This window comes from uncultured Ralstonia sp. (assembly GCA_913056305.1).
Lineage (GTDB): Bacteria > Pseudomonadota > Gammaproteobacteria > Burkholderiales > Burkholderiaceae > Ralstonia.
In genome coordinates, this window is sequence record CAJXMR010000049.1 from 1 (window position 1) to 20,601 (window position 20,601).

Annotated in this window: 21 protein-coding genes; 13 read left to right on the forward strand and 8 right to left on the reverse strand. The window is 68.0% G+C overall.

Going from position 1 to position 20,601, the window contains the following annotated elements; translation table 11 throughout:
• A partial coding sequence (locus QZ609_RS10610; RefSeq protein ID WP_295494091.1) for a DUF192 domain-containing protein occupies nt 1-245 on the forward strand: 245 nt, incomplete at its 5' end.
• A 32-nt stretch (nt 246-277) separates the two neighbouring features.
• Nucleotides 278-1,240 (forward strand): MBL fold metallo-hydrolase, encoded by a 963-nt coding sequence (locus QZ609_RS10615; RefSeq protein ID WP_295494093.1) that lies wholly within the window; start codon nt 278-280, stop codon nt 1,238-1,240.
• Between the two features lie 15 nt (nt 1,241-1,255).
• Here QZ609_RS10615 and QZ609_RS10620 read toward each other — a convergent pair whose 3' ends face one another.
• From QZ609_RS10620 to QZ609_RS10630, 3 genes are all read right to left on the reverse strand, one after another.
• Nucleotides 1,256-1,711, reverse strand: a complete 456-nt coding sequence (locus QZ609_RS10620) for an MliC family protein (protein WP_295494095.1) — start codon at nt 1,709-1,711, stop codon at nt 1,256-1,258.
• 57 nt (nt 1,712-1,768) lie between these two features.
• Nucleotides 1,769-2,731 carry a LysR substrate-binding domain-containing protein gene (locus QZ609_RS10625; RefSeq protein ID WP_295494097.1) on the reverse strand — a complete coding sequence of 321 codons (963 nt, stop codon included), beginning with the start codon at nt 2,729-2,731 and terminating at the stop codon, nt 1,769-1,771.
• A gap of 66 nt (nt 2,732-2,797) precedes the next feature.
• A complete protein-coding gene (locus QZ609_RS10630) occupies nt 2,798-3,706 on the reverse strand; it encodes a LysR family transcriptional regulator (RefSeq protein ID WP_295494133.1) in 909 nt (302 codons plus the stop codon).
• A gap of 73 nt (nt 3,707-3,779) precedes the next feature.
• On the opposite strand from QZ609_RS10630, the gene QZ609_RS10635 reads away from it, so the two are divergent.
• A complete protein-coding gene (locus QZ609_RS10635; RefSeq protein WP_295494099.1) occupies nt 3,780-5,333 on the forward strand; it encodes an MFS transporter in 1,554 nt (517 codons plus the stop codon).
• Between the two features lie 10 nt (nt 5,334-5,343).
• On the opposite strand, the gene QZ609_RS10640 is transcribed toward QZ609_RS10635, so the two are convergent.
• On the reverse strand, nt 5,344-5,754 hold the full coding sequence (locus QZ609_RS10640; RefSeq protein WP_295494100.1) for a DoxX family protein: 411 nt from the start codon (nt 5,752-5,754) through the stop codon (nt 5,344-5,346).
• Nucleotides 5,755-5,788: 34 nt separating this feature from the next.
• On the reverse strand, nt 5,789-6,673 hold the full coding sequence (locus QZ609_RS10645; RefSeq protein ID WP_295494101.1) for a LysR family transcriptional regulator: 885 nt from the start codon (nt 6,671-6,673) through the stop codon (nt 5,789-5,791).
• Nucleotides 6,674-6,786: 113 nt separating this feature from the next.
• Here QZ609_RS10645 and QZ609_RS10650 point away from each other — a divergent pair, with 113 nt between their 5' ends.
• From QZ609_RS10650 to dapA, 5 genes are all read left to right on the forward strand, one after another.
• The gene (locus tag QZ609_RS10650) at nt 6,787-8,415 is read left to right on the forward strand and encodes a gamma-glutamyltransferase family protein (RefSeq protein ID WP_295494103.1); all 1,629 of its coding nucleotides are present in this window, start codon (nt 6,787-6,789) and stop codon (nt 8,413-8,415) included.
• 91 nt (nt 8,416-8,506) lie between these two features.
• Nucleotides 8,507-9,808 carry an MFS transporter gene (locus QZ609_RS10655; RefSeq protein WP_295494105.1) on the forward strand — a complete coding sequence of 434 codons (1,302 nt, stop codon included), beginning with the start codon at nt 8,507-8,509 and terminating at the stop codon, nt 9,806-9,808.
• A gap of 126 nt (nt 9,809-9,934) precedes the next feature.
• The gene (gene yiaA / locus QZ609_RS10660) at nt 9,935-10,390 is read left to right on the forward strand and encodes an inner membrane protein YiaA (protein ID WP_295494106.1); all 456 of its coding nucleotides are present in this window, start codon (nt 9,935-9,937) and stop codon (nt 10,388-10,390) included.
• Nucleotides 10,391-10,582: 192 nt separating this feature from the next.
• A complete protein-coding gene (locus QZ609_RS10665; protein WP_365901358.1) occupies nt 10,583-10,954 on the forward strand; it encodes a hypothetical protein in 372 nt (123 codons plus the stop codon).
• Nucleotides 10,955-10,962: 8 nt separating this feature from the next.
• Nucleotides 10,963-11,838, forward strand: coding sequence for a 4-hydroxy-tetrahydrodipicolinate synthase (gene dapA / locus QZ609_RS10670; RefSeq protein WP_295494109.1), 876 nt, complete (start codon nt 10,963-10,965; stop codon nt 11,836-11,838).
• 7 nt (nt 11,839-11,845) lie between these two features.
• Here the strand turns inward: dapA and QZ609_RS10675 are convergent, their stop codons facing one another.
• Entirely contained in the window at nt 11,846-12,274 is a 429-nt protein-coding gene (locus QZ609_RS10675; RefSeq protein WP_295494111.1) for a hypothetical protein, read from the reverse strand.
• Nucleotides 12,275-12,500: 226 nt separating this feature from the next.
• Here QZ609_RS10675 and QZ609_RS10680 point away from each other — a divergent pair, with 226 nt between their 5' ends.
• Nucleotides 12,501-13,391 carry a neutral zinc metallopeptidase gene (locus QZ609_RS10680; RefSeq protein ID WP_295494113.1) on the forward strand — a complete coding sequence of 297 codons (891 nt, stop codon included), beginning with the start codon at nt 12,501-12,503 and terminating at the stop codon, nt 13,389-13,391.
• Between the two features lie 111 nt (nt 13,392-13,502).
• Here the strand turns inward: QZ609_RS10680 and QZ609_RS10685 are convergent, their stop codons facing one another.
• Nucleotides 13,503-15,620 (reverse strand): hypothetical protein, encoded by a 2,118-nt coding sequence (locus QZ609_RS10685; RefSeq protein WP_295494115.1) that lies wholly within the window; start codon nt 15,618-15,620, stop codon nt 13,503-13,505.
• Nucleotides 15,621-15,842: 222 nt separating this feature from the next.
• Entirely contained in the window at nt 15,843-16,589 is a 747-nt protein-coding gene (locus QZ609_RS10690) for an SDR family oxidoreductase (protein WP_295494117.1), read from the reverse strand.
• 154 nt (nt 16,590-16,743) lie between these two features.
• Between QZ609_RS10690 and QZ609_RS10695 the strand changes: the two genes are divergently transcribed.
• The 4 genes from QZ609_RS10695 to QZ609_RS10710 all read left to right on the forward strand — a co-directional run bounded on the left by QZ609_RS10695 (nt 16,744) and on the right by QZ609_RS10710 (nt 20,455).
• The gene (locus QZ609_RS10695) at nt 16,744-18,231 is read left to right on the forward strand and encodes a DNA-3-methyladenine glycosylase 2 family protein (protein WP_295494135.1); all 1,488 of its coding nucleotides are present in this window, start codon (nt 16,744-16,746) and stop codon (nt 18,229-18,231) included.
• Complete coding sequence (locus QZ609_RS10700) at nt 18,228-18,785, forward strand: methylated-DNA--[protein]-cysteine S-methyltransferase (RefSeq protein WP_295494137.1); 558 nt, start codon at nt 18,228-18,230, stop codon at nt 18,783-18,785. Before QZ609_RS10695 ends, QZ609_RS10700 begins: the two co-directional genes overlap by 4 nt.
• Before the next feature lie 96 nt (nt 18,786-18,881).
• Nucleotides 18,882-19,823, forward strand: coding sequence for a DMT family transporter (locus QZ609_RS10705; protein ID WP_295494119.1), 942 nt, complete (start codon nt 18,882-18,884; stop codon nt 19,821-19,823).
• A gap of 107 nt (nt 19,824-19,930) precedes the next feature.
• Nucleotides 19,931-20,455, forward strand: a complete 525-nt coding sequence (locus tag QZ609_RS10710) for a cytochrome b (RefSeq protein WP_295494121.1) — start codon at nt 19,931-19,933, stop codon at nt 20,453-20,455.
• Nucleotides 20,456-20,601 lie beyond the last annotated feature (146 nt).

Consider the following 20,601-nt stretch of genomic DNA (forward strand, 5'->3'; position numbering starts at 1 on the left):
GCATGCTGTTCGTGTTCGATGAGAACGCGCGCCACTGCTTCTGGATGAAGAACACCGATCTGGCCCTGTCGATCGCCTTCATCGACGAGACCGGCACCATCACCGACATCGCCGAGATGGCCCCGCAGACCGAAGACAACCACTGCCCGACCAAGCTGGGCGTCTATGCGCTGGAGATGAACAAGGGCTGGTTCACGCGCAAGGGGATCAAGCCCGGGATGAAGGTGGGCGGGCTGCCCCACTGAACGACGCACAACAACAAACAGGAGACCGCCGCATGCACGCTTTCGACCATCAACGTCGCCGCTGGATGCGGCAAGCCGGCGCGCTGGGCGCCGGCGCCGTGGCCGCCTCCGCAGGCTGGCCGCTGGCGGTCTCGGCCGCCGATGCGCCCAAGGGCACGCGGCTGATCCTGCTGGGCACCGGCGGCGGGGCGACACCCAAGAAGAACCGCTCGGCGCCGGCGCAGGTGATCGTCATCAATGGCGTGTCGTACATCGTCGATTGCGGCAACGGCGTGGCGCGCCAGTATGTGAGCGCGGGCCTCAAGCTCAAGGACATCCGCCACGTCTTCATCACGCACCAGCACTCCGACCACAACGCCGACTATGGTGCGCTGATGCTGCTGGCCTGGGCCGCCGACTTCACCGGCCCGGTCGACACCTGGGGCCCGCCCCCGCTGGCCGCGATGACGACAAAGTTTCTCGAGCTGTACGACTACGACATCCGCACCCGCATCGCCGACGAAGGCCGCCCGCCGCTGGCGCCGATGATCCACCCGCACGAGATCACCGAAGGCGGGCTGGTCATGCAAGACGCCAACGTGAAGGTGACGAGCGCGCTGGTCAAGCACCCGCCCGTGTCACCGGCATTTGCGTTCCGCTTTGATGCGGCGGACCGCTCCATCGTCATCTCGGGCGATACGGCGCCGAGCGAGAACCTCGTGCGCCTGGCCTACGGCGCCGATGTGCTGGTGCACGAGGTGATGCACCTGCCGTCGCTCGACAAGCTGCTCTCGACCGAACCGAACGCCAAGACCCTGCGCGAGCACCTGCTGGCGAGCCACACCTCCGCCGAAGACGTCGGCCGCATCGCGACCGAGGCCAAGGTGAAGACGCTGGTGCTGTCGCACTTCGTGCCGGGCGGCTATCCGTATCTGGACGATGCGGTCTGGCTCGATGCCGTGCGCCCGCACTTCAAGGGCGAGATCATCGTCGGGCGCGACCTGCTGGAAGTCTGAGAACCGGCGCTGCGGCTAGCGGGTTTCGGTGCAGTCGCGGTAGATCAGGTGCGGGTGGCGCTGGTCGATCTCATCGGAGAGGAACCCGGTGGGCCCCTTGGTCCACCAGATGTACTGGCCCGACGCGTAGCGCGCGCCCGAGGCGGCGATGACATTGGCGAACACCAGCGTCTTGCCGTCCAGCACGATGGAGGCCAGCGCCGTGTCACCCACCGTCATGTACTTGACCGTAAGCGATTTGCCGCCCTCACACGCGTAGCGCACGTCGTGCGGATCGCGAATCGGTAACGCAGAATAGGCGCGCGCCTGGTCGATGGCCTTGTTGAGTCCGGCCTTCGCCAGATCCAGCGCGGTGTTCAGGTCTTCCGACGACATGCCGGGCACCGGCGACTGCTGCGCCAGCGCCGGCGCGCTGATCAGCCCAGCACTCGCCGCTGCACACAATGCAGCAGCACAGATAAAGCGACGCATCGATCGATCTCCTACCAATGGAATGGAAGCCGGTTAGACGGCGTGGCGCGGGAAAAGTTAGTCCGCGTCGGCGTCGTCGCCACTGGGGGCAAGCACAAACGGTGTCGGCTGCAGGCGCTGCGGTAGGTCCTCGGACAGCGCGCGGGCGGCTTCGGCGAAGCATTCGACCAAGCTGTCGGCCAGCGATGACGGCGCATGGTGCTCGGCACGCATGGCGCGCACCTCGAACGCCTGCGCGGGCTCCAGCGCAAACAGTGCGATACGGTCCATGCTGCCCGTGGCTGCGGTGAACTGATCGAGCATCGTCACGCCCAGCCCCTCCTCCACCAGCGAGCGCGCCAGCGAATACGTCTGCACCTCCAGCGTCGACGCCGGCGCCAGCCCGCCACGCGAGAGCGTCTGTCCGACCAGCGAGCCGATCGACATCTGGTCTTCCAGCCCGATGAACGGCCGCGCGGCGATCAGCTGGTGCAGGGCTGCGCCATCCGTCGCGTCGTCAACCCACGCGCGCGGTGCGGCCAGCAGGATGCGGCCCTGCGCCACCGGTGTGGTGCTGATGGCCGGATGCACGGGCGGCGCAAAGGCAAAGCCGACGTCGATGTCCTGTGCGAGCAGCCCCTGCACGATCTCGGCCGTGTGGTGCGTGAACACGCGCACCTGCGTATCGGGATGCCGCTGCGAGAAGCGCCGCACGGCCGGCGCGAGGATGCTGGGCGCCAGGCTCGGCGTGGCCGCCACGCGCAAGCGCCCCGCGCCCTTGTGGCGCAGGTTGGCCGACACGCGCCGCACGCGCTCGACCTCCTGATAGAGGCGCTCGACCTCGGAGAACAGCTCGAAGGCCTCGGCGGTGGGCTGCAGGCGGCCCTTGGTGCGGTCGAACAGGCGAAAGCCGAGCTGCAGCTCGGTGTGCTGCAGCACGCGCGTCACCACCGGCTGCGACACGTTCAGCATGCGTGCGGCCTCGCTGACGGTGCCGACCAGCATCACGGCGCGGAAGACTTCGATCTGGCGCAGGCGCATGGTGGCCGGTCCTCACTCAATCCGATTCGGAAAGCGCCGATTGTGACATCCGGCGCTGGCCTTCGGCTAGGCGGGCGATGCCGGGGCCAGCCCGCCCTCGGCCTCCAGCGCATCGAGAAACACGCGCACCTTGCGCGGCACCAGCTTGCGCGCGGGCATCAGCGCGTAGACGCGCAGCGGCGTGAGCTCGAAATCCGGCAGCACGCGCACCAGGCGGCCGGTCGCGACCTCCGCGTCGCCCACCGAGCGGGCCATGCGCGCCACGCCCAGGCCGCGCACGGCGGCACGCGCGCGCATCTCGGCGTTGAGCGTCTGCAGGCGCGGCTGGATGGGGATCTCGATCGGCTCGGCCGTGGGCTCGCCGGTGGGGCGGAACGCCCAGCTCGCATCGTCGGGGCCCGACAGGCAGGGCCAGCCAACCAGGTCGGCCGGGGTCTGCAGCGGCGCTCGCTCCGCCAGCAAGGACGGCGCGGCGTACAACCCGCGCGGGATCAGCACCACGCGCCGTGCCACCAGTGATGAATCGGGCAGCATCTGGTCCACCATCACGAAGACGATGTCGTAGCCGCTGGCCAGCAGGTCGGGCTGCTCCCACGAGATGTGCACCTGGATCTGCAGGTGCGGATAGCGCGCCAGCGTCTGGCACACCGGCTCGGTCAGGTGCTGCGCGCCCACCTCGTACGGCGCGGCAATGCGCAGCGTGCCGGAGACGGTCTCGCTGGCGGCGGTGGTATCCGCATGGACTTCGCGCAGGCGCTCGAACAGCGGGGCGATGTCCTCATAGAAGTGCGAGCCGGCCTCGGTCAGCCGCAGCTGGCGCGTGGTGCGCGTGAGCAGGCGCACGCCGAGTGCCGCCTCCAGCCGCGACACGGCGGCGCTGGCGGTCGATTTGGGGATGCCCAGCGCGTCGGCGGCGGCGGTAAAACTGCCGGCCTCCACCACGCGGCAGAAGGTCTCCCAATCGTTCCACTCCATTGTTCGCATGACTGGACAGTGTTCCTAGCGTTGGCCGTTTATCGGGCGGGCGGCCAAGTTTATGCTCGGCCCCATGTCGCTGCAAATCCATAGGGCTTCCCTGCGGGCATTTCCGCATTTTTCTTCCGCCCGCGTCCATGCTTTCGGCCTGGCGCTGGGGCTGTCGACCGGGCTCGATTTCGTCTCTTCGCAGATGATGGCCGTGGCCGGCCAGCATATCCAGGGCGGCGTACATGCCGATCCGCAGGCGTATCTGTACGCCGTCACCGCGTATGCCGTGGCCGCAGTGGTGGCCAATCTCGCCATCGGCCGCATTGCCGCGCATATCGGTTACCGCATGTTCTCGCTGGTGGGCATCGTGCTGTTCGCCATCGGCTGCGTGGTCTGCGCGCAGTCCAACAGCATCGACATGCTCATCATCGGGCGGACCATCCAGGGCCTGGGCGCGGGCGGGCTGTTCTCGGCCTCGCGCATCCTGGTGCAGTTGACCGCCGAGGCGGACGAGCGCATGCCGCCCATGCTGATGTTCAGCGTCGGGCTGTTCGGCCTGACTACCATCGCGCCGTGGATCTGCGCCGAGGTGCTCGAATACAGCGAGTGGCGCGTGATCTTCTGGCTGGAGCTGGGGCTGGCCGTGGTGGCTTGGCTGGCGATGTTCCTGCTGCCGCCCGAGCACCACCAGCCGCGCACCCGCGCCGCCCGCCGCCCGCATGAGGCGCCGCCGGAAGATGGGCAATGGGACTGGATCGGCGTAGGCGCCATGGCCATCGGCGCGTTGTCCTTGCTGATGGGGCTATCGGAGCTGCGCTACAACCGCATCACCAATACGCCGGCGATTCCGCTGCTGCTGTTGGGCGGCGCGGCGGCACTGCTGCTGGCCATCCACCGCCTGCGCACGCATCCGGACCCATGGCTCGATATCTCGCGCCTGAACGGCCGCCGCTACCTGTGGGGCATCGGCTTCTACGGCATCTACTACCTGATGAGCGGGATCTGGTCGTACCTGTTCCCGGCGGTCGCGCAGGGCGGGCTGGGCTTCACGTTCCGCACCACCACGCTGTTCCTGATGATCAGCGGCGCGGTGTCGACCGTGGTGGCGGTGGTCATCACGATCTGGCTGCCGTTCTTCTTCCGCAAGCGTCGTGTCATTGCGATCGGCTTCGCCATCTATGCGGCAGCGGCGCTGCTGCTGGCGACCAGCCTGATGCCCGGCGCGCCGGACTACGCGTTCTTCCCGGTGTCGTTCCTGGAAGGCATCACGCCGGGCACGGTGATGATCCAGATCGCGATGATGACCTACCTGGACCTCGACCGCGAAGACTTCGCCCACGGCTACCAGATGAAGAACATCGCGCGCCAGTTCGCCACGGCGGTGGGCACGGGGCTGGCGGCGACGATGCTGCAGACGCAGCAGGTGGAATCGCGCTCGCTGATCGTCGCGCATGTCACGCGCTTCACGGCGGACCTGCAAGCCGCCGGCGCGCTTACGCCGCAGCGGCTGGCAAGCCTGTCGGCCGAGATCGATCGGCAGGCGACGCTGCTGGCCGGCACGCAGCTGTTCAGCTGGTTTGCGGTGGCGTGCGGGGTGTTTGCGGTGGTGGTGCTGGTGCAGCGGTCGCTGCGATAGCAGAGCAACGCTACGATTTCTGGAGCGCGTACTTCCCCGGCCCCGCCACGGCCAGCAGAAGCAACCCACCCATGATGCTGAGGTTCTTGTAGAACTGCACCATGTTGGCCGTCTGCATCGCGCCTTCCACGTTCCAGTAGGTGTGGGCGATGAGCGCGGCGCCGAGCACGAACAGCGCCATCAGCACTGCCAGCGGCCGCGTCCAGAAGCCGATCAGCAGCGCGATCCCCACGCCAAATTCCATGATGACGGCGATGATCGCGGCGAGCATCGGCATCGGTGCGCCGACCGTGCCCATGAAGCCGACGGTGGCTTGGAAGCCGGTGATCTTGCCCCAGCCGGAAATCAGAAACAGAAGCATCAACAGCACGCGACCGAGCAGGAGAAGCTCGTCGCGCCAACGTTCGATGGCTGCATCCATGGCGGCCTCCTGGCCGAGTTTCCATGCTTCAAGTCTAGGCGCTGGACACGTTAAGTGTAGTTTCGAGCGCATCGTGTACCGCTTGAATCACACCATGCCGTGCGTGCGATTTGCGCTCGATCATGCCCACCGTGCGCACCGGCGTCTGCGGCGGCATCGGCAGCACGCGCAGGGCGGGATCGCTCTCCCAGTTGGCGCGGCGCAGGCGCGGCACCAGTGTCACGCCCACCTGCTGGCGCACCAGCTCAACGATGGCCTCGATCGAGTTGACCTCGATGAACTCGTTGACGGCCATATGCGTCTTGCGCAGGGCCCGGTCGATCAGCGCGCCGGTGCGCACGGCGCGGTCGAAGCGCAGGAAGGGGTGCGTGCGCAAGACCTCCTCGGCGCGGCCGCGCGTGTGGCGGCCGGCCACGACCACCAGCGGCTCTGTATAAAGCGGGTGCCACGCCAAGTTGGCCGGCAGGCGCTCGAGATGCTCGACCACCAGCGCACCGTCCAGGTCACCGGTCTCCACCTGCTCGGCCAGTTCGCCCGACTTGCCGGTCACCAGCTTGACGTCGAGCGCCGGGTGCAGCTGCTTGAGCCCGGCCACCGCATGGGCCAGCGACCCCATCACCGACACCACCGCACCGATGGCCACGGCACCGGCCAGCTCCGTCTGCGCCTCATCGCCGACGCGCATGGCGTCATACAACGACAGCAGATGCTCCGCCTGCGGCAGCAGCGCGCGGCCGTTGGCGTTGAGCGTGACGGTGCGGCCGGTGCGGCCGAACAGGTCGCGGCGCAGCTCGGCCTCCAGCGCGCGCATCTGCAGGCTGACGGCCGCTTGGGTGAGTGCCACGCGCTCGGCGGCGGCGGCGAGCGACCCGTGCCGCGCCACGGCCACGAAGGTGCGCAGAAAACGGACGGTGCTCATCGGCTGAATCTCAAGTTTTTCTTAAGCTGAGTCCAACGAATTTTAGCTTTATTCATTTCCGCCACGCGCGAATAATCGTCGGAAACCTCCCCCATCGCCCGCTCTGCCCCGCCATGTCCCACCACTTCGACTGGAAGAACCCCTACCCGACCGTGCGCATTCCGCTGTTTGCGCGCAACGTGGTCTCCACCTCGCACCCGCTGGCCGCGCAGGCCGGGCTGCGCATGTTGCTGGCCGGTGGCAGCGCGGTCGATGCGGCCGTCGCGGCGGCGGCGATGCTGACCGTCGTCGAGCCCGTTTCGTGCGGCCTGGGCAGCGACGCGTTCGCCATCCTGTGGGACGGCAACGGCCTCCACGGCCTGAACGCCTCCGGCACCGCGCCGCAGGCCTGGAGCCTCGACTACTTCCGCAGCAAGTACGGCGAAGATGCAAACGGCAACCCGAAGCGCCCCACGCGCGGCTGGGACGCCGTGACGGTGCCGGGCGCCGTTTCCGCCTGGGCAGCGCTGCATGCGCGCTTCGGCAAGCTGCCGTTTGCCGACGTGCTCGAACCCGCCGCCGAGATTGCCGAGCGCGGCCACACCATCGCCCCCATCGTCGCGCACAAGTGGGCCGCGGCGATTCCCGAGCTGCAGAATCAGCCCGGCTACGCGCGGGCCTTCATGCCGCACGGCCGCGCCCCGCAGGTGGGCGAGAAGTTCCAGCTGCCCGACGCCGCCGCCACGCTGCGCCGCATCGGCCAGACCAGCGGCCGTGACTTCTACGAAGGTGAACTCGCCGAGCGCATTGCCGCCTATGCGCGCGAATGCGGCGGCGCCATGACCGCGCAAGACCTGCGCGACTTTCAGCCCGAGTGGGTCAAGCCCATCACCAAGCGCTACCGCGGCTACGACCTGCACGAAATCCCGCCCAACGGCCAGGGCATCGCCGCGCTGATTGCGCTCGGCATCCTCGACCGCTTCGACCTGGGCGCGCTGCCGGTCGACTCCGCCGATTCGCAGCACCTGCAGATCGAGGCGATGAAGCTGGCCTTCGCCGACCTCTACCGCTATGTGGCCGACCCGCGTTCGATGGAGGTTACGCCCGAGCAGATGCTCGACGACGCCTACCTCGATGCACGCGCCAGGCTGATCGACATGGGCCGCGCCCAGACGCCGACCTTCGGCATGCCGCGTGCCGGCGGCACGGTCTACCTGACCGCAGCGGATGAGAACGGCATGATGGTCTCGTTCATCCAGTCCAACTACATGGGCTTCGGCTCGGGCGTGGTGGTGCCGGGCACCGGCATCAGCCTGCAGAACCGCGGCGTCGGCTTCTCGATGGACGCGCGCTCGGCCAACGTGGTGGCGGGCGGCAAGCGGCCGTTCCACACCATCATCCCGGCCTTCCTCACCAAGGACGGCAAGCCGCAGATGAGCTTTGGCGTGATGGGTGGCGACATGCAGCCGCAGGGCCACCTGCAGACGCTGGTGCGCATGCTCGATTACAAGCAGCAGCCGCAGGCCGCGTGCGATGCGCCGCGCTGGAAGGTCAACCGCGATTTCACGCTCGACGTGGAAGCCACCATGAACGCGGGCACCGTCGCCACACTGGAAGCGCGCGGCCACAAGCTCAAGTCGGTGACCGATCCGTACATGGATTTCGGCTCGGGCCAGTTCATCTGGCGCCTGTCGGACGACGCCGACCACGGTTACGTGGCCGCCAGCGACAGCCGCCGCGACGGCCACGCGGTCGGTTTCTAGGCCAGCCCTGGCGTACCGCTTCGTGGCAGGGCGAAGCGGCGCGCTGCAGTTCCCATAACAACGATCCCGGCCGCGCCAAAGGAACCTCACCATGACCGCCCCGCTCGCGGCAGGCTCTGCCGCACCCGCTCGTCCTGCGCCACCCACGGCAGCGCACGCGCGCCGCATCATCGTCTCGTCGTCGATCGGCAATGCGCTGGAGTGGTACGACTTTCTCGTCTACGGGTTCTTCGCGCCCGTGATCGGCAAGCTGTTCTTTCCAGCCACAGACGAGTGGGTGTCGCTGCTGTTTGCGGTCGGCAGCTTTGGCGTGTCGTTCATCACGCGGCCGGTGGGCGCGATCGTGCTCGGCGTCTATGCGGATCGCAAAGGGCGCCGCGCGGCGCTCACGCTGTCGATCCTGCTGATGATCGTCGGCACGCTGGCGATTGCCGTGATGCCGAGCTACCAGCAGATCGGCATCATCGCGCCCGTCGTCATCCTGCTCGCACGCCTCGTGCAGGGCTTTGCGGTGGGCGGCGAGTTCGGCAGCGCGACGGCCTTCATGGTCGAGCACAGCACGCGCGGGCGCGGCTACACCGCGAGCTGGCAGTTCGCCAGCCAGGGGCTCGCCACCATCCTCGCGGCGGGCCTGGGCGCGCTGCTGACGGCATCGCTCACGCCGGCAGACCTGGAGGGCTGGGGCTGGCGCCTGCCGTTCGTGTTCGGCCTGCTGGTCGGCCCGGTCGGCTTCTACATCCGCCGGCACCTGGACGAGACGCCCGAGTTCCTCGCCGAGCAGAAGAAGACCACGGTTGACCCGCAGGCTACGTTCCAATCGCAGTGGATCAACCTGCTGCTGGCGGTGGGCGTGGTGGCCCAATCGACTGTGTCGGTGTATGTGCTGCAGCTCTACATGCCCACCTACGCGGTCAAGCAACTGCACCTGCCGGCGGCCCAATCCTTTGCCGTGGTGGTGCTCAATGGGGGGCTGCAGTTTTTGCTCTCGCCAGTGATGGGCGCGCTGTCGGACCGCATCGGCCGCATCCGCATCATGCTGACGACCTCCGTGCTGATGATCCTACTGATCTACCCGATGTTTGCGCTGCTGCGCGCGCATCCGACCATCGGCGCGCTGCTGGTGCTGCAGGCGGTGTCGGGCATCTTCAAGGCCGCGTATTCGGGCCCGATGCCGGCGCTGATGTCGGAGATCTTCCCCACGCGCGTGCGTTCGACCGGGCTGTCACTCGGCTACAGCCTGGGCGTGACGCTGTTCGGCGGGTTCGCGCCATTCATCGTCACGTGGCTGATCCACACCACGGGCGATACGCTGGCCCCCAGCTACTACGTGCTGACGGCGGCCATCGTGAGCGGCATTGCGCTGACGATCATCGCGCTGCGTGGCAAGCGCTAGTCAACCGGAAGGCACCGCGCAGTATTACCAACATTTAATCTTCCGAACCATTCTCCGCCGTTAGCATCGCTGGCACCCGGAACGCTGACACCGCGTTCCCCGCCGTCCTGCTCACAAGGAGAACTCATGAAGCCGCAACTCCAGGCCCCGTCATTCGCGTTCGTCGCTGTTTCGTGGGCGGCGCTGCTCATCGGCATCGTTTCGTTCCTGATCGGCCTGTACAACGCCAACATGCAGTTGAACGAGCGCGGGTATTACTTCACCGTGCTGGCTTACGGTCTGTTCTCGGCGGTGTCCGTGCAGAAGAGCGTGCGCGACCGCGCCGAGGGCATTCCCGTCACGGGGCTCTACTACGGCTTGAGCTGGTTCTCGGTGCTGCTGGCCGTGCTGCTGCTGTGCGTGGGCCTGTTCAATGCCACGCTGGCGCTGAGCGAGAAAGGCTTCTACGGCATGTCGTTCGCGCTGGCGCTGTTCGGTGCGATTGCCGTGCAGAAGAACACACGTGACATCCAGGCGGCCAAGCCTTACACCGTCGACGCGGAATTCACGCAGCTGCGTGAGGGCGACGACGCCGCGCACTAGTCGACGCCTTCATCCGCCATCGAATGCCCTGACATGTTCAGGGCATTTTTTTGCTCGAAGAGCGCCGCCGGGGCGACTGTTTATTCTTTCTTTACACCCCGCCGCCACCCTTTTTCACGCTTTTTACGAGCGAACCGATACGGTGTCGCCATGTTCAACGTTCCGGCGATGCAGCCCGTCGCCGACTCCATCATGGCGCGATCCTTGTTTCTCTCCTCGTTGGTCCCTCACCTGTTGCCGCCGTCTCCGGCGGCCGTGCCCACGCCGTTGCCGGTTGTCGTACCGCGCCAGTACGTGTGCCTGCGGGTGACGGTGCCGGGGGATGCGCCGCACGACCTCCGGCGCCAGCTGCATCGCCTGCTGGGCGATGCGCTCGGCCTCTACATCGTGCAGCACGATGCGCGCCGCCATACCGTTTCGGTCGAACTCGAACTGGCGCAGGCCGATCTCGATCCCGTCATCGGCGCGCTGCTGCGCGGGTTGCCGCGCGCCACGCTTGGCCGCGTGACGCCGCTCACGCGTGCCGGGCGCAGCGCACTGCGTGCCGGAGTCCTACTGCATTGAGGTGCACCATGTTCGAAGGCATCTGGATTCCACTGGTGACGCCGTTCCGGCACGGCACGGTCGACACCGCCGCACTCACGCGTCTGGTCCACCATTACCAGGATGCCGGCGTGAACGGATTCGTCGCGCTCGGCACCACGGGCGAAGCGGCGCTGCTCTCGCACGTCGAGCGCTACACGGTGCTCGAGACCATTGCCGACGCCTGCAGCAACCGCACGCCGTTCGTGATCGGCATCGGCGCGCCCGACACGCGCGAGATGGTCTCGCAGCTGCGGCATTACGAGCGCTGGCAGAGCGCGGGCTACCTGGTGCCGCCGCCGTATTACGTCTGCCCATCGCAAGCGGGGCTGCGCTGGCACTTCTCGCAAATCGCCGCCGGCACCGAGCGCCCGATCGTGCTCTACAACGTGCCCAAGCGCACGGGCGTCTCCATCGCCCCGCATACCGCGCTGATGCTGGCCGAGATTCCCAACGTGGTCGCCATCAAGGAATGTGTGGCCGAGCACTTCGCCGCGCTACGCGGCGGCCGCCTGCAGGTGCTCAGCGGCGATGACGCCGCCCTGCTCGCATGCCTGCAGCAAGGCGGCACCGGCGGCATCCTGGCCGGTGCGCATATCCGGCCCGATCTGTTCCTGGCGCTGGTCGCGCACCACCGCGCCGGCCGCATCGACGAGGCCGCGCGCCTGGCCGACCGGCTCGCGCCGCTGGCCGCGCTGCTGTTTGCCGAACCCAACCCGGCACCGGTCAAGGCGTTGCTGGCGGAGATGGGGTTCATGCGCGCCGAGTCACGCCCGCCCATCCTGCCGGCGTCGGATGCACTGCGCCACCGGCTGATCGGTGCCTGCGCCGTGCTGGACGACGATCGCGTCGCGGCGCGCGCCTAGGGGCGGGTCAACCGCCGTTGTACCAGTGCGACTTCCAGGGCTCTGCGTGCGGTGCGCGCCGCGCCGGCCGCGCCTGCCGGTGTGACGTGCCGTCGCCGTCGGCCTCTGACGGGCGGTCGCCCGCGTTGTGCTGCGCCGCCGCGCTGGCGGACGCAGGCGACTGCTGCGAAAACACGCGGGCCTTCATGCGATCGCGCGCGGCCGACGCCTGCACGTTGTCCGCGTCCGGCTCCGCCGCAGTCGCCGGCGCCGCCGGGCGATCTGCCCACGGCGCACGCACCGTCCCAACATAGGCCGCACCGCCCGCGACCACCAACGCTGCCGCCACGCTCAGCATGACCCGGTTGCGCAGCGCATCGGCCACGCGGCGCCACGGCGATGCCGGTGGGGCGGCAGGCTCACGCGGAGCGGGGGAAGTCGGATCAGGCGAGTGCATGAAAAAACCCAGGTGGGGTGAGAGAGCGGACGCGCGCGCCGCATCCAAGCGTGATGTCCGGGCCGCATGACAGATGGGTGACAGCTTTGGGCGTGGCGCGAGGCGCACCGCTCCACGTCACGCCGGCGCACACAGACACTTGCCCCATCCAGCACGGTGCCCGGACACGGCCGAGCCGGGTAGACTCTGCAAAGTTTACCGGGTGTAACGCGACAAGGAGAAAACCGTGCGTTGGGATGACATGCGCGAAAGCGAGAACGTCGAGGATGACCGCGCGTCCTCAGGCGGGGGCGGCGGCTTCGGGGGCGGTGGCCTGGGCCTGGGCCTGGGCGGCATCGCGCTGGTGGCGGTGGTCGGCCTGTTGCTGGGCAAGAACCCGCTGGAAATCCTCGGCATGGTGATGCAGGCATCGCACAACGCGCCGGTGCAGACCGCGCCGCACGGCCCCGCCCGCCCCACCGGCGAGACCGACAACGACCGCAGCAAGTCGATGGTCACCCACGTGCTGGGCGACACCGAAGACACCTGGTCGCAACTGTTCAAGCAGGCCGGCCGCGCCTACCAGTCGCCCAAGCTGGTGCTGTTCCGCCAGGGCATCCACTCGGGCTGCGGCCAGGCCACCTCGGCGGTCGGGCCGTTCTACTGCCCGGCCGATGCGAAGGTCTACCTCGATCTCGGCTTCTTCGACGAACTGCGCCGTCGCTTTGGCGCCCCGGGCGACTTTGCCGCTGCCTACGTGGTCGCGCACGAGGTCGGCCACCACGTGCAGAACCTGCTGGGCGTGTCGGACAAGGTCAGCCGCGCACAGGCCGGCAAATCGGAGCGCGTATCCAATGCGCTGTCGGTCAAGCTGGAGCTGCAGGCGGACTGCCTGGCCGGCGTGTGGGGCCACTATGCGCAGCAGCGCGGGCTGCTGGAACGCGGCGATCTGGAACAGGCCCTGACCGCCGCCCACGCCATCGGCGACGACACCCTGCAGCGCAACGCCGGCCGCAGCGTGGCGCCGGATGCGTTCACGCACGGCACCTCGGAACAGCGCATGCACTGGTTCCGCCAGGGCTTCGACGGCGGTGACATGCGCCAGTGCGATACCTTCCGCGCGGGCGCGGACGCGTAAACAAAAACGGGCGTGCCGTCTGGCACGCCCTGATTCGCGATGCACCGGCCGAGTTGCGCACGCTGCCTTGACAGCGTGCACGAACGTCGGCCGGGTCGCGCCTCTCCCCGCTTAGTTGTACGTGTAGACCGCGCTCTTGAGGCTGTTGTCCAGCATGCGATAGCTGAACAGCAGCGAGCGCGTGCCGGTGCTGGGCAGCGCTGGCACCTGCTGCGAATTCGGCAGGGTAATCAGCACCGAGGTCGCGCCCTTGGGCACGAATGTCGACCCACTGTAGGTCCCGTGGGTATCCACCGTGACGGCGGCACTGCCGATCTGCTGGGCCGACTGGTTTTGCAGCCAATCGACGCTCAGCGACGAGAGCGCGCCGTTGGTGCCGCTGTTGGACGGATCGAGCGCAGCCAGCGTCTGGCTGCCCGGCGTATTCCACGGCAGGTTCACCACCTGCGTCGCCTGCACCAGGTCCGTCAGCAACGTCTTGTGGTAGACGTGATCGGGCGTGGTCTGCGAACCGTAAAACAGCTCGATCTGATACCGCGCGCCCTTCGTGACAGGGGTCGAATCAAGCGTATCCGACGCCGGCTGCGCCCAGACCGGATTGTTCGCGCTACCCGGCGGGACCGCCAGCGTGGTCGCGGCACTGCCGGTCAGGCCCGCCGTCCGGGCAAACCAGAAGTTGGGGCAGTTGTAGGTCGCGATATTGTTGCTGCAACGGGTGGTGCCAGGGACCGTACCGGTCTTGTTGCTCACGTCCATGTACACCTGGGTCGGCTCGTTGCTGTCGCCGGTCGGAGCGATATAGACGACGCCGCTGGTGGGCAAACCCGGCCCGGTCACGCGCGCAAAGCTCAGATTGCCATTGCCGTTGACGCTGCCCGGCCCCTTGGCATTGACCCAGAACTGGATGCCGGTCTGGAAGTGGCTGTAACTATTGCTGTTGGCGCTGGTGCCGGTAAAGCCCGGATTGACCTGCTCGAGCCGGCGAACCTGCAGCCGGTCGATCACTTCCACCGGCTGCTGGTTGCCCACCACCCACCAGTTGGACGCGTGTGCACTCGATGCACCGGAGGCGATGTAGCGCGCCAGCACGATGAGATTACCGGGGTTGCCGTTGGCATCGAGATACTTGATGTTCAGCACGGCTTCATCCTGCCCGGAGGCGCTCGATGCCGATGCCGCCGAGTAGTACGCCATGACCTCCGGCACGCTGAATTTCGCGCCCGTCATGGTGTCGCTGTTGAGCAAGCCATAGATCCACTGCCCGAAGGCGTAGCCGTTGTGCAGGAAGGCGATGCCGCCGGCATTGCTGGTATCCGATGCGATGTTCTGGCAGGCCGAGGCCATGGACGTCACCTTCCAGCCGCCCTGCGAGGCGGTCAGCGTGGTGTCCGTGCCCAGCACGCGCTGCGAAGCCGGCAGGGCAAAGCAGGCCGTGAGGGCCTTCGCCAGCGCCTGAGCGCCCAGCGGCAGGCTGGAGACATTGGCTGCGGGTGCGCTCAGTTGCGTGCCGCCGCTGGTGGAGGTGGCCAGCGGCGTCGGCGTGCCGTCCACCGTGGACAACATCTGCTGGCCCGAGCTCGGGTCCTTCGTCACCTTCACGATGTCCAGCACCTGGTCGGCGGTATTGCCGGTGGACGATGCCGTGCCTGCGGAGATGGACGTCAAGAACGGGTCGTAGTTGGCCGGTGCGCCAATGGCCTGCAGCACCGAGGCCAGCTGCGCGACCACATTCGCGGTGATGGTCTTGAGCGCGGTCGCATCCACCGTCTTGGAAGCCACCAGCGTCAGCGGATTGCCGTCCGGCGAGAGCTGCGCCACGATGGCGGTGGTCAGCGGCGTGGCATTCAGTGTGAGCGGCGTGCCGGCCGGCGGCGTGGTGGTCGTCACGCTGACCAGCGGTGCGGTGTTGCCGGTCGGGTCGGTCACGACCACGAAGAACGGCGCCGTCTCGCCCGACTTCAGCGTACAGGTGTAGGAGCCCAGCGCGGTGGTCGTGATGGTGGTTTCCACGCACGGCGAATTGCCGGCGCTGTCGGTCACGGCAACGTTGGCGTTGGCCAGCGCACTGCCGGTGGCGGCAGTGCCGGAAAGCGTAGCGGCGGCCGGCGTGGCCGTGCTGCTGGAACTGTCTGATCCGCCGCAACCTGCCACCAACGCGGCAACGCCCAACGCAACGGCCGTGACGACCGGAGCCACGCGCAACGCGCGGCTGGCTTGTCCTGCTTTCATGAAAACCCCCTGTTCGGTCCGCGAATGCTCGCGATGTCCCGTAATCGATGAATGTCAGCCGGGCGCGTTTCTAGCGGCGCACGCCGGCTGCGCGGTCCCCGGGCCGGGTGGCCACGGGACATCGCGCAAGGGGATACTAAGAAAGGTACGGATACAACGCATCCCCACGTTTTGGGAGACCCGATCGATGGATTGACATTGTGGAGACAATGTGAAGCAAAGCTAACGTCCACCGGAACAGTCCAGCAGCGCCCCCGACACATACGACGCCGCATCCGACAGCAGCCAGACGATGGTCTCGGCCACCTCCTCGGCCGTGCCGGGCCGGCCCATCGGCGTCGCGGCGCCCAGCCGCTGGGCGCGGTCCGGCTGGCCGCCCGAGGCATGGATACCGGTCTCGATCAGGCCGGGGCGCACCGCGTTCACACGCACGCCCTCGCGCCCGAGTTCGCGGGCCAGCCCGAGCGTCATGGTGTCGACCGCGCCCTTGGAGGCGGCATAGTCCACGTACTCATGCGGCGACCCGAGCCGCGCCGCCGCCGACGACACATTCACCAGCGACCCACCCGCCCCGCCACGCGCCGTCGACAGCCGCCGCGCCGCCTCGCGCGCCACCAGGAAGGCGCCGAGGATATTGGTATCGAACATGGTGCGCAGCCGGTGCGTGGTCATGTCGGCCACGTCCTGTGCCTCGGCCACGATGCCGGCGTTGTTCACCACGCCATGCAGCGCACCAAACCGCCCCTGCGCCGCCTCGAACAGGGCGATCACATCCTCGTCGCTGGACACGTCGCCCTGCACCGCCAGCGCGTGCCCGCCAGCCTGCTCGACTAGGCCGACGGTCTCCTCCGCCGCCTGCCGGTTGCCGCGATACTGGAGCGCGACCGACCAGCCGCGCTGGGCACACAGCACCGCCGTGGCGCGGCCGATACCCCGGCTGCCGCCGGTGATGACAATGGTCTTGGACATGCGTGTTCCCCCCGGAGTGAATGTCGCGTGTCATTGTGCACGCGACGTTGCTTGACGCGGCATAGGCAGATGTCCGAATCCGGCCAACACGCCCGGTCCGCCAGGACTAAACTGGCCCGCGAATCCCAAGGGTCTGTTGACCCGGCCCACCACCATGCACCTCGACCACGACGCCTGCTACCACGCCGTGCAATCGCGCGACCGGCGCTTCGACGGCTGGTTCTTCGTCGGCGTCACCTCCACCGGCGTCTATTGCCGGCCGATCTGCGCGGTGCGCACGCCGCAGCAGAAGAACTGCCGCTTCTTCGCCACCGCCGCCGCGGCCGAGCGCGCGGGCTTCCGCCCGTGCCTGCGCTGCCGGCCCGAGCTGGCGCCCGGGCACAGCCTGGCCGAGATGTCGTCCAACCTCGCTCGCGCCGCCGCGCGCATGATCGACGAAGGCTTCCTGCAGCAGGATGACCGACACGACTTGACGGCGCTGGCCGCCGCCGTGGGCGTGACCGACCGCCACCTGCGGCGCATCTTCCGCGCCGAGTTCGACGTCTCGCCCGTGGATTATGCGCAGACGCAGCGCCTGCTGCTCGCCAAGCGGCTGCTGACGGATACCGCCATGCCGGTCGGCGACATCGCCTTTGCAGCAGGCTTTGGCAGCGTGCGGCGGCTGAACAGCGGGTTCGCCGAGCACTATGGCTTTGCCCCGACCCGCCTGCGCGCCCGCGCCGCCGCCACGCCACGCACCGACGACGGCCCCACGCTCACGCTCGGCTACCGCCCGCCCTTCGCGTGGAGCGCCTTGCTCGATTTCCTGCGCGCCCGCGCCGTCGACAGCGTGGAGGTGGTCGATGCGCACAGCTACGCGCGCACCATCACCGTCGACTACGGCGGCCGGCAGCACACCGGCTGGCTGCACGCGCGCGACCTGCCGCAGCGCCATGCCATCGCGCTCACGCTGTCGGCCAGCCTGCTGCATGCGATGCCCCCCGTGCTGGCCCGCGCACGCCGCCTGTTCGATCTCGACTGCCGGCCCGACCTGGTCGACGCGCATCTCGGCACGCTCGCCGCCAGCACGCCTGGGCTACGCGTACCCGGTGCGGTAGACGGCTTCGAGATCGCCGTGCGCGCCATCGCCGGGCAGGTGATTTCGCTCGCGCAGGCGCGGCGCATCCTGGCGCGCATGACCGCGGCGTATGGCACGCCGCTGGCGCAACCGCATGAAGGTTTAGGCTTGTCGATGACGTTCCCAACCGCGGCGACATTGGCGGCGGTGGAGCCGCAGGCCCTGTGCGCCGACACTGGCCTGCAGGCGAGCCGCGCCGTCGCCGTGGTGGAGCTGGCGCGCGCCATCGATGCCGGCCGGCTGCGGCTCGAACCACTGGTGCCGCTCGCGCCCACGCTTGCCGCCCTGCAGGCGCTGCCCGGCGTCGGCGAATGGACGGCGCAGTACGTCGCCATGCGCGCGCTCGGCTGGCCGAATGCCTTTCCGCTGGGCGACTACGTGCTGCGCAAGCGTCTGGCCGACGCCGGCGGCGCCCTGCCCACGCGCCGCGCCATGGTCGAACGCGCGGAGCCCTGGGCACCCTGGCGCGCCTACGCCGCGATGCACCTGTGGCACCGTGACGAAGCGCTCTCCTCTGCCATCTGATCACCATGTATCAACACACCTTCGCCTGCCCGCTCGGCAACCTGCTGCTGATCGCTACCGACACTCACCTGACCGGCGCGTTCTTCACCGGCCAGAAGACCATTCCGGTGAACGCGCGTGGCATGCTGCCCGGCGCCGACGTCGCTGTCGTGCGTGAAGCGCGGGCGCAGTTCGAGGCGTACTTTGCCGGCCGGCTGCGCGTGTTCGACCTGCCGATGGCGCCCGCCGGCACGCCGTTCCAGCAGGACGTCTGGCACCTGCTGTGCGCAATCCCCTTCGGCGAGCGCTGCACGTATGGACAGGTCACCGCGCGCCTGGGCATGACGCGCGAACATGCGCGCGCCGTGGGCACGGCGGTCGGCCGCAACCCGATCTCGATCGCCATCCCGTGCCACCGTGTGGTCGGCGCGGACGGTTCGCTCACCGGCTATGCGGGTGGCCTGCCGCGCAAGGCCGCGCTGCTGCGACTCGAGGGTCATCCTGCGCAGGTGGGCGAGCGGCTGCCGATGGCGGATGATCCTCGCCAAGCTACGCTGGCGCTCGCGCCTGCATGAATCGGCAACTGCGCGGACAATACCGTCCGCCATTCCTGCACGGTGGCCGACGACGGGTCGGCCTTCCTCACACAACCATAACGACGAGACTCACCGATGCGCCGCTCCGATGTCATTGAACTGCTCACCCTCGCTGCCCTCTGGGGCGGCTCCTTCCTCTTCATGCGCGTGGCCGCGCCGCAGTTCGGGCCGGTGGCGCTGATCGCGCTGCGCGTGGCGATCGCCTCGTGCTTCCTGCTGCCGGTGCTGGCGCTGCGCGGCGGTCTGGGCGGTCTGGGCGCGCTGCGTGCGCACTGGCCGCATCTGCTGGCGGTGGGCGTGCTGAACTCGGCCATCCCGTTCTCGCTGTTCGCCTATGCCGAGCTGACGCTCACGGCCGGCTTCACCTCCGTGCTGAATGCCGCCGCGCCGCTGTTCGCGGCCATCGTCGCGTTCTTCTGGCTGGGCGAGCGGATGTCGTCGTGGCGCGTGGTGGGGCTGGCGATCGGCTTCATTGGCGTGATCGTATTGGTGGGCGGCTCGTCGGCCCTCGATGCCAAGCAGGGCAGCCTGGCCGTGGCGGCAGCGCTGTCGGCCACGGTGCTGTACGGCCTGGCCAGCAGCTACACCAAGCGCCACCTGACCGGCGTGCCGCCCCTGGCGGTGGCCACCGGCAGCCAGGTGGGCGCGACCATCGTGCTGGCGCCGCTGGCCGTGTGGCTATGGCCCGCGCACACGCCCACCGGCGGGGTGTGGCTGCACGTGGTCGGCCTGGGCATCGCCTGCACCGGCATTGCTTACATTCTGTTCTTCCGCCTGGTGGCGCACGTGGGGCCGACGCGCGCGGTGTCGGTCACCTTCCTGATCCCGGTGTTCGGTGTGCTGTGGGGCATCCTGTTCCTGGGTGAGCAGCTCACGCTCAACATGTTGATCGGCTGCGCGGTGATCCTGCTGGGCACCTCGCTCTCGACCGGGGTGCTGGCACCCGGCAAGAAAGCGAGCCTCAGCGCGAACGGCAGCAAGAACGAGAAGGATTCGCTTTTGCGCCCCGGCCGCTGATTTGAAACATTGCGTAAACCTCTCCCGCCGCCCCGGGCGAGATCAAACCGGGTGATGCGCGGTTAGAGTACGGTGGTTGCCTCCCCAACCACCCACAAGAGGTTTTCATGACCCCATCACCCGAGCGCTACGCGCGCGCGTCCATCGCGCTGCACTGGCTGATGTTCCTGCTGTTCGCTGGCGCGCTGGCTGCCATCGAGTACAAGGGCACCCTGCCCAAGGGCTCCGACGCGCGCGGCCAGTTCACCGCCATCCACATGATGCTGGGGCAGTTCATCCTGCTGTTCGCTTGCGTGCGCGTCTGGGCGCGCTGGCGCTACCAGGCCCCGGCGGAGTCCGGTCCGGCCTGGCAGGTTGGCAGCGCGAAGCTTGTCCATCTGGCGCTGTACGCCATCATGTTCCTGATGCCGATCAGCGGCATCCTGTTCGTCCAGGCCGGCGGCCGGGACGTCGCCTTCCTGGGCTGGACCCTGCCGCGCCTGGTTGCGGAAAATCCCGATTTGAAGTCGACGCTTAAATCCGCACACGAATTTGTCGGCAATGCGGTGTATTTCATTGTCGGCCTGCATGTGTTGGGCGCGTTGTGGCACCAATTCGTGCAGCGCGACAATCTGATGCAGCGCATGCGTTGAGCCAGCCGCGTGTAGAAATGCCACCTCGTGCGCGGCCGCCAGCAAAAGCTTCAACGGCCGCGCACGTCGGCGAGCACTAAAAAACAATAAATCCAGAATTAGAAAAGATAGAAATCACTTCCGGCAGCAGCGTATTTAATGGATCG